The sequence below is a fragment of the Brevibacillus sp. HB1.1 genome (assembly GCF_013332445.1).
Lineage (GTDB): Bacteria > Bacillota > Bacilli > Brevibacillales > Brevibacillaceae > Brevibacillus > Brevibacillus porteri.
On sequence record NZ_JABMIV010000026.1, the window covers coordinates 1 to 1,585 of the forward strand.

Here is a 1,585-nt window from a genome sequence, read left to right on the forward strand (position 1 = left end):
GCTAAACCAGCTAATAGGATGTCAACATTTTTCAATAAAACGTGTTTTGTTTAATTGTTATACTAAAAATGAGCATGGCAAATAACCATCCAACGTCGTGATGGAAGGCTTTTTCTCTATTGTTGCTTATTGGTATTAAGCAATATCAAGGAAAGTCTCTTTACGCTTTAACAGGATGTAAATCCAGTGAATCAGTTTGTTTACGCAAGCAATGATGGTGACTTTAAACGGCTTTCCTTCAGCGCGTTTTCTGTCATAAAACTCTTTTAGCTTCTTATTGCGCGAACTCCTGATGCCACATAGGACAGCCATATATAAGGCATGTCGCAACCTGCTGGAACCTCTTTTCGTGATTCGATTAATGGTTGCAGTAAACTTACCAGAAGAATGCACACTAGGATCGATTCCGGCAAAGGCAACAAGTTTTTTAGGGTGATTAAACCGCTCTATCTCACCAATTTCAGAGATAATCGTTGCCGCGATTTTTTCTCCGATACCAGGGATAGATTGGATAATCTTATATTCTTCAATTTCTGATGCGAGAGCATCAATTCGTTGCTCCAAATTGGACAGATGCTCTTGATATTGAAGAATCATACGAATATACATCTCAAGACTGATCAAATGACTTTCGTACACTGCTTTTTGAAATGGATTGCGACTTGCTGCGTCCATTATTTTTTTCGCCTTTTCTTCGGCCCAAGTGTTGGAACGGCTGATACATATAGCTTCGATTCGTTTCGTCAATTCAGATTCCTTAGCTTTTAAGACCTCTTCCGAGGTAGGGAACTCCAGTAAAATGTGCAAAGATACCTTCGAAAACAAGTTTCCAAATACAGTTCTAAACTCAGGGAATACTTGGTCTAAAATGGCATGGAACTGTAATTTTGCTTGCACACAAAGATCAGTTAGAGAGTCATGCTGTCTTGTTAGATTACGGAGGTTTAACAGCTGTAACCCTCTCTTCTTATAAGGTTGTAGTTCCTCCTTGTAATACAGCTCACATAAATGATAAGCGTCAATCGCATCCGTTTTTACCTTGCGTAAGCTTGATTTTTTTGCTTGATATGAGATGAGTGGGTTTATAAGAATATACAAGTAATCTTGTTCTTCTAGACACTGAGTAATCGGAGTCTGGTAGTGTCCAGTTGACTCCAGAACAACCGGAGGTTGTTGACCAGTTATACTTTCTACATTCTTGAGAAAGTGAAGAAAAGTATCTAGTCCCTCACGAGTATGCGAAATGCTAAAGCTTTTTCCATATGGCTGACCCTTGTCTAAAAATACCTGAACTTGGCTTTCCCCTTTAGATACATCCAGACCAACGACTGGATTCATTGTATCGCTCCTTTTCTAAGATAATTTGCCGGTAACCCCTAATCCTGCTTGTAGTATCATAGCTTCGCTTGTTATACGGGATCTCGTCCCAACCAGCCTCAAACATGTTTCTACAAGTAGGGGGTGAACAGTTTAGCGTACGGGGTCAATGCCCCACGGGCAGGGACGTTCTACCCCGGCTACCGTAATCGTAGAACCATATTAAAAATGGTCAACCAGTAAAAACTGGCTGACCTCATAATACGAA

At 40.3% G+C, this 1,585-nt stretch carries 1 protein-coding gene; it reads right to left on the reverse strand.

The genetic code is table 11. The features are described 5' to 3' along the window. Window positions 1-135 precede the first annotated feature (135 nt). Window positions 136-1,338, reverse strand: a complete 1,203-nt coding sequence (locus HPY27_RS29725) for an IS110 family RNA-guided transposase (protein WP_017250944.1) — start codon at window positions 1,336-1,338, stop codon at window positions 136-138. Between the last annotated feature and the right edge of the window lie 247 nt (window positions 1,339-1,585).

Coding starts and splice junctions, on each gene's coding strand:
- HPY27_RS29725 (WP_017250944.1), bottom strand. CDS start 1,338: ATGAATCCAGTCGTTGGTCTGGATGTATCTAAAGGGGAAAGCCAAGTT.